Annotated in this window: 6 protein-coding genes and 1 pseudogene; 2 read left to right on the top strand and 5 right to left on the bottom strand. The window is 42.7% G+C overall.

Going from position 1 to position 6,999, the window contains the following annotated elements:
• Positions 1-119 precede the first annotated feature (119 nt).
• The 5 genes from B5F35_RS17090 to B5F35_RS17070 form a co-directional block, all read right to left on the bottom strand.
• Complete coding sequence (locus B5F35_RS17090; protein WP_087242782.1) at positions 120-2,147, bottom strand: RNA-directed DNA polymerase; 2,028 nt, start codon at positions 2,145-2,147, stop codon at positions 120-122.
• Between the two features lie 179 nt (positions 2,148-2,326).
• Entirely contained in the window at positions 2,327-3,712 is a 1,386-nt protein-coding gene (locus B5F35_RS17085) for an RNA-dependent RNA polymerase family protein (protein ID WP_087242780.1), read from the bottom strand.
• A gap of 197 nt (positions 3,713-3,909) precedes the next feature.
• On the bottom strand, positions 3,910-5,265 hold the full coding sequence (locus B5F35_RS17080) for a relaxase/mobilization nuclease domain-containing protein (protein ID WP_087242778.1): 1,356 nt from the start codon (positions 5,263-5,265) through the stop codon (positions 3,910-3,912).
• Positions 5,226-5,555 (bottom strand): plasmid mobilization protein, encoded by a 330-nt coding sequence (locus B5F35_RS17075; RefSeq protein ID WP_087242784.1) that lies wholly within the window; start codon positions 5,553-5,555, stop codon positions 5,226-5,228. The genes B5F35_RS17080 and B5F35_RS17075 overlap by 40 nt, the downstream gene beginning before the upstream one ends.
• Positions 5,556-5,797: 242 nt before the next feature.
• Positions 5,798-6,166, bottom strand: a complete 369-nt coding sequence (locus B5F35_RS17070; protein WP_087242776.1) for a helix-turn-helix transcriptional regulator — start codon at positions 6,164-6,166, stop codon at positions 5,798-5,800.
• Positions 6,167-6,393: 227 nt separating this feature from the next.
• Here B5F35_RS17070 and relB point away from each other — a divergent pair.
• Together relB and B5F35_RS19075 are read left to right on the top strand one after the other, a co-directional pair.
• Positions 6,394-6,507: pseudogene (gene relB / locus B5F35_RS17065) on the top strand (type II toxin-antitoxin system RelB family anti-toxin); the annotation flags it as partial.
• A gap of 254 nt (positions 6,508-6,761) precedes the next feature.
• Positions 6,762-6,999, top strand: a 238-nt coding sequence (locus B5F35_RS19075) for a hypothetical protein (RefSeq protein WP_442856492.1), incomplete at its 3' end; no start/stop codon positions are given.

The following is a 6,999-nucleotide window of genomic DNA, read 5'->3' as shown; positions in this document are numbered from 1 at the left end:
TCAGCAATGCAGTTGGCCGACCCATTCGTGGCCCCTTTAGGGGCGTTGTCTGTACCATGCCCTTCTAGGGCTTTCCCAAGCCCCCGGCTTTGCCGGGGGTCATGACTTAGAGAGTTATTTCAGTCTAAACTTGCATATAGCCCATATGTGTTTTTGCGATAACGTTTGAAAACAGTCCTTTGATATGTGCGATAAGTAATTTGATCGGCAAAATTTTTAATACCTTTCCAATTAAAAAGACTTTCTTCGGGTTTATTTCCACTAGGAGAAGGCTGCTCTAAAAAATCACATATTAACTGAGTCGTTACAGCAGACGGGAATAGTTTTTTCCCCTTACCACCGACGGCTTTGGTTTTTATATCGTTAATAATGTCACTCATTTTCTGGCGCAGCGTTATAGAAATATATGGGCAATTATGAAAAATTAAGACATACCAGAACTCTACTTGCATCATCGGTTCTTTATCTGATATTCTGAGTATTTGCCTTTCGACAATATTTTCAACTTTTTTTGACAGTTCATTAAAAAAGGGCTGATAATACTGCGAATAGAGCAATAAATTTGCCCAAATAATTGGGTCATTGCATTCTTCGGCGGCTTGAATTAAATGGTTTTCTGTTTTGGTGTCAAGCACAATATTATATTCGTAAAAAAAAGGAAACCAATCACATAAATCAAATACATTTCCCGAGCAAAAAACAAATGAATACCTATTAATTGTTCTACTTAATTTTGTGTGAGCTTTATCGTCACCTTTAAAATCAATTTCACTATTCATGTAAGCAATAATGGAAATGATTTTTCGGGCTTGGTCAAATGAAGGGTAAAATGCGTATACATATAGGGCCATATCAATTAAGAGCAGTGCCTTACCTAAGCGCTGCTTGCCAAAGAGCGTATACCCATTTTTCTTTTTACTGATATTGTTTAGCAATGTTGATAAAAGAAACGAAACAATAGTTCTCCTATCTTCAGAATGTTCTTTAACCAGAACAGCAATTTCATCTTTTATTCTATCTACAGAAATAAACTCTGTCTTTACTATGAACTGCTCATCTTCAGGCAATTTATCGTAATCAGATTTTTTTCCTTGATAGAAAAAGTTTCCAATAATATCAGACAATTGCCTGGTTTTTTCAAGCCATTCTTTGGGGAGACAAGGTGTACTTCCTTTTGTCAACTTCAACTCATTTAAGCGTAGCAGGTATCGTTCGCCAATCATTTTATATTTGGATAGTATTTGTTCAAGAACCTGTGGTTGATTGGCAAACAGAAAAATATCATCAACATATCGAAATGCAACATAATCGACATTATAGATAATGTTTTCTTTAGATAGGGAAACGGAGATTAGATTGTCAATATGCTGCAGTAAAACTTCAGACATCATTCTAGAAAACTCAGGGCCAACAACAATGCCATTTGATGACCGCCCGTTTATATTTTGGAGTATTCGATCTATGGTGACAAGTAAATGAGAGTTAACGGCATCTTTTGCATCAACGACATTTCTTTCTATAATCCATGTAAATGCGTGTGTATATATGCTGTCAAAGCAAGCCTTATAGTCGAGTTTTGCATAATATTTGTATTTAAAGTTACACATTCGCCATACCCGTGAATCAGCAAAAGAATTTATTGATTCAAAGGGCCCTATTTTAAAATAATTTCCAGCTTGTTGAATAGCCCCACGTCCTGCACGAAAGGATTGGTCTTGAAAGTATTGTGTTACTCGTCCAGACTTTGCCTTATAATATAAATCTGTGCTTTTTTTGTGATAACGAATGGAATAGTCATGATGCTTTTCAAAATAGTTCAATATTTCCTTTTGATAGCATTCGATAAAAAGGAACAAGTTCAAGGCAGAAAATGGTTGAATGACACTCATTTCTCTCATTGTGTCAGTTCCCTTAAGAATTTTGTATTTTAAAGGTTTTGTGCTCCAGCCATTTTCAAACATTCTAGAACTGCTCTGAGCTTTATTTTGTTTGATTTCTTGGATAAGCGCGTCTAAAATTTTTTGGTTCTCTTTCTTTAAAAGAAATGTGTAAAGTTGAGAAAAAGAAAATAATTCCGATATTTCAACAGGTAGTAAATCTGTCAGAATATAGTCCAGCTTATTCCTTTCTAAGCCACTCCACCCCATTGACTTTTTCCTCCATCTTTTTTATTATAAGAGAGCAGACAAGTTGTTTGCAGTGCAGAAATGCACACACATCATCGGCACAATGCTGAAATCAGCCTTGCTGAGGAAGGACATTGTGTTTAGAACATAGCTGCGGCAAATGTTCCGGAACGGCAAGGGCAACCTTGCCGTTTCGTCATTTAGTATCCGACCCGAATTTTTATTAAATAGTCCCTTACAAGTGTTCCATAGCCCCGTCGTTTGCCATTTGCATCAGTGCTGTTGATTCCAACCTGCTTGCATAGAGCCACGAGAGATTTATAGTCATACCCAATACGATCAACAAGCAAAATCGTTTTATTGGCTTTCATATTCCCATATAGATTATAGCCACAATTTAATTGGGCGCCCCCCATCAAAAAATAAGGTTTATCAATCTTTGCTCTGTCAAACGCATCGTCAATCATATTCTTCAAATACTGTTCTGTATTGGTTTCGACAAGCCCAGTATCTAGAAAATATCGAAGTTCGCCATAATTCGAAATAAATCCTTTTACTCTCCAGATGTTTGAACGAAAATGTTTTGTCATATAAACTTCGCGTGAGGAGAATGCAGCTATTCTATGCCGTAGTAACTCCATTTTATTATAATCAGGCGATGACGGGTCTGTATAAGAAGCAATCAATTTATCAATGCGATCTTCATATTTTTTTCGCTTATCATCAGTAATGCCATATTTAATTTCAATTTTGGCTTTACCATTCGCTGAAAGCCAAAATTCATAGCCAAGAAAGTCTACAGAGCAATTTCCTTTTAATATGTTTCGGCGAGAAATATACTTGAATTTTTTCTTGTTAAATTTTGTATGGCATTTGGGCGCTTTTATTGTTTGATCATGAAATATTTTTAAAAGAACGGTTTCCAGTTTCTCTTTAACTTCAGTTTCCTCCATGTGCTCGTTGAGAATCAGAATGCTATCATCTATATACCTTTCATAATATATAATGCCATTAGAAAAGAACATCTGTTTGACAGCTTCATCAAAGTATCCAGCTATAATTTCCGCGATTGCATTTGAAGTACAAAGTCCCGCATACGCATATTTAGTTGAATAAGCGAAAGCCTTTATCAGGTCAATCTCGTGCCGATCAAGAATATTATATTTTAAGTATTTTTCAAAAACATAAATAGACGAAACAGAATTGAAGTAATCTTTAAAATCAAATTTTACAATTGTAAAATCCGACATTTGAATTGCAGCAGAGAGAACACTGAACAGCGTCCGAGTTGTTTTGTTTCGATTAGGATATTTTATTTTAAATGCTCTATCTAGAATTTGTTTGATGCTTTGACATAGGATATTTTCAGGTGAATATAAATTGTCATATTGTTTAACCAACCGCTTTTTACCGCTTTGATTTAACATAAGTGACTTCGAGTTTTCAAAATGGAAGGTAGCGTCATTAAAGGCGCTCTTTATATCCGAAATAATCTTTTCTTGTTCCGCAGCAGATTTATACGGGGTGTCTTTATCAAGGGCTATAGTTCTTTTTACAGCGCGCTCAATCTCTTTTTCAATGCTCATTTTTCTTTCCCCCATGTAAAAATGTGCCCTGCAAAAACCTGGCAGGGCACATTTAATTATTGTACAGCTACCTTTGGCAATTGACGTTGCTACACAATAGCAATTTTCTATTGTAAGAGGATTTTAATTATGGATATTCTATCATATTATGGAGAAATACTCAACATAAAGCAGATATATGCAGCAGGATATAAAAACTACTCTAGGGCGGTTATGTGCTCTCGTCGATGTTCTTGATCCTGCTCATCAGGCCTTTCCAGCAGGGAGTCCACATTCTGGCGGAGGGTGTCATATTCCTTTTCCTCCCGTTGTATCTTCCGAAGTTCCGCTTGTAGGGCGGTCTTGCGGGTGGTTAGTCTGTCCAGTTCTACTTTTAGCTTTTCGGCTGAAGGGAGTTTGGTGAGTCCGGCCTTTCTGATCTCCCTGGCTGCCGCCTCAAACAAAATGATCTCGCTCTCAAAACCACGCAGGAACTTTTCCTTGTCCTTTGACGCCTTGTAGCGGTCATAGACGGGCTTCAGTTTGCGGTAGGTGTCAATTTGCTTTCCCAGAAGGGCCAGGTCGGTGATCCGTTGTTCCGTATCCCGCAGGTTTTCCCTGGTGCGGATGGAGGCGGCGGCAATGGCGTCGCACTGCGCCACCAATTCCTCATAGCTACCGATGCCGTGTTCGGTGAGAAAGTTCATGGTGGCGGCCGCCCGTTTGAGATTCTCAATGGTCGCCCACCGCTGGTATCCGGCGCTCTGCTGGGCCTTGATATTGTTCTGAATGTCAATGAGTAGGCTGACCTTCCCGCTGCGCTGTTGGGGCTGTCTGGAGGGCCTGGGGCCTCCGGCAATGCGGGAGGCAACGGCTTCTTCCGTGTAATCGGCGCCCAGGGTTTTGAGCCGTGTGAACCGCTCTTGGTTCGGCGCTCTGGCGGAGATATACTTTCCCCGCTTGATCTCGTATCCTTCCCGCTGCAACCGGGCAAGCAAATCTTCCAGGCTGGAGGACACGGGGATCAGCCGGTCGATGGCGGCTTTCAGCTTTGCCTTGTAGCTAGTGCCGTTCTGTGCGGCCTGATGCTCAATGTAACTCTTGCCCTTGTCCCGGCCGGGGACGATGACGGACAGGCCGTGTTCTCTGCACAGCCGGTCGCTGGTCAGGCGTATCTCGTGATAGCTTCGCTTGTTGGAATGGTAGTGCTTGTGGTCGGTGAAGCTGACCGCATTGAAAATCAGATGGTTGTGAATATGCTCCTTATCAACATGGGTGGTAAGTACAAACTCGTACTTGCCACCCAATATTTCTTTTGCCAACGGCATCCCGATCTCATGGGCTTCCTCGGCGGAGACCTCTCCAGGCTCAAAGGCTTGGATCAGGTGGCGGCCCAGGTGCGTGCCCTTGTCGATGGAATGACGGCGGGTCCATTCAAACTCGATGTCGGCGGTCTCGGCGGCGCAGCCAAAGGAGGAAACCAGTAGCTTTCCGTCCGTCTTGTCAGGGTTGCAGATATAGTCAATCGCCGATTTCAGCGTTGACTTAATAGGATGCGTCTTTGTAACTGCCATATCTGATCCAGCCTTTCCCGGATTTCCTCCATGTCGGCCTGATAGGTAGGGTCACCGGCGTTGACTCGCTTGGCGATCTGATTGATGTTCCGGCCAATGGCGGACAGGAGCTTGTTCATCTCCTTAATGTCCCTGGTGTCCACATAGATGATATATCCGTCGATTGCCATCTTCCGCAGGTAGGCGCCGATCCGCTTTGTCTGGAGCTGGGCCATCTTCTGCTCGATTAGGTTGCGTTCTTCCGGTGTTACCGGGCAGCGCAGGATGATGGGGCGTTTGCGCTTTGCCATAGGGCGGCACCGTCCTTTCTGCATAAGGGTTTGGGAGTATCCCAACAAGCAATTTTGTGTTTAGGGGGAAGGGGTTCCCTAAAGCAAAATTCGCAAGTGTGGCCACACTTGCTGTGCTTGCTCTACGCTCCTTCCCCCGTAAATACAATGCCGAAAACACCTTTATCTGCCCGCAAAATCCCGGATTTTTCAAAAAGAAAAGTGAAGCAGAGCCGCCCTGGAGAAACGAAAACGGAGGATGCTTACACACCCTCCGTTTCATCTGCTGATTTTTCAGTTTTCAGCGCCCCGTCAAGCGCGCCTTCGATGACGGTCAAATACTGCTCTGGACAGAGCTTCAGTTTGTGACTGATACGCTGCCGCTGTGCGCTTTCCTCCCGCATGACCTCTGGATTGAAGTACCGTTCCACGGGAAGTCCACATACTTTGATAAGCTGTATGATAACCGGCAAACTAGGAATCGTGCCTTTGTTTTCGATATTGGCAAGATAGCGCCATTCGATTCCGACCATTTCAGCCAGCGTCTTACGCGTCAAATGCTTTGCTTTACGGGCAGCCTTCACATCTGCACCAAAAGTTTCAAAGCCGGGGCAGTCTTCGACTTTAGCCATATTGCATCACCCACTTGCATTGTATTATTCATACTCCGCCCGTGGAATGTTCTAATATGCTGTTAAATTAAACTTTATAATTCATATTTTCCTATTGTTTTCCGCAGGCAGAGGCAATATAATATATGTTGCCTGCAAGTTAAGTTTTAAGCGTTATAATTAAACGACTGCTCCATTGTGGAAACCAGTGCAACTATGATAATCTTCTTACATAGGTGGCGGACAATATGAAAATCAATCAAATTATTAAAGAAAAGCGAAAGCAATTAGGATTAACACAAGAAAATGTTGCAGAGTATTTAGGGGTTTCGACACCTGCGGTCAGTAAATGGGAGAATGGAGTATCACTTAGATAAAGATACCACATCAATCCCACGCTGACTTTTGCTCAACCGATACAGCCGGAGGGCTGGATAACAAGAAAAGGCGGTATGCGCCCCGTGGAGGGGTAGCGTACCGCCTTTTCTTGTGGGGGTTTCCAAAGGGGGCAACGCCCCCATTTGGCACACGACTTTGCGAAGCAAAGTGTAGTGTGTTATACGCTCTGTCGGCGTTGCCGTGAAAATGCCGTTGCCGCCGGGGAGGGCAAGGGCATTTGAAGCGGCAGGAAAACAGGGCTGTGCTTGCGTGGCGTAGAGCCGTAAGCACAGGTCTGGTTTCAACAGCAGACTGGGCGTATATGAAAGCCCCCGTCCCTCGTCCTACGCTCCGACTTGTGGACAAAGTGGAGCTGTTGACAAAGTGGCCTCTGAAAATCAGCAATGGGAATTTGAGCAGAAAAAAAGACGCTCACTGGCGTCATTTCGTGTTCCATATCAACCGCTTCAGGTTCA

The organism is Anaeromassilibacillus sp. An200 (assembly GCF_002160025.1).
Classification (GTDB): domain Bacteria; phylum Bacillota; class Clostridia; order Oscillospirales; family Acutalibacteraceae; genus Caccousia; species Caccousia stercoris.
The sequence above is the reverse complement of the archived record's forward strand: the minus strand, read 5'-3'. Positions and strand labels throughout refer to the sequence as shown.

Coding starts and splice junctions, on each gene's coding strand:
- B5F35_RS17090 (WP_087242782.1), bottom strand. CDS start 2,147: ATGGGGTGGAGTGGCTTAGAAAGGAATAAGCTGGACTATATTCTGACA.
- B5F35_RS17085 (WP_087242780.1), bottom strand. CDS start 3,712: ATGAGCATTGAAAAAGAGATTGAGCGCGCTGTAAAAAGAACTATAGCC.
- B5F35_RS17080 (WP_087242778.1), bottom strand. CDS start 5,265: ATGGCAGTTACAAAGACGCATCCTATTAAGTCAACGCTGAAATCGGCG.
- B5F35_RS17075 (WP_087242784.1), bottom strand. CDS start 5,555: ATGGCAAAGCGCAAACGCCCCATCATCCTGCGCTGCCCGGTAACACCG.
- B5F35_RS17070 (WP_087242776.1), bottom strand. CDS start 6,166: ATGGCTAAAGTCGAAGACTGCCCCGGCTTTGAAACTTTTGGTGCAGAT.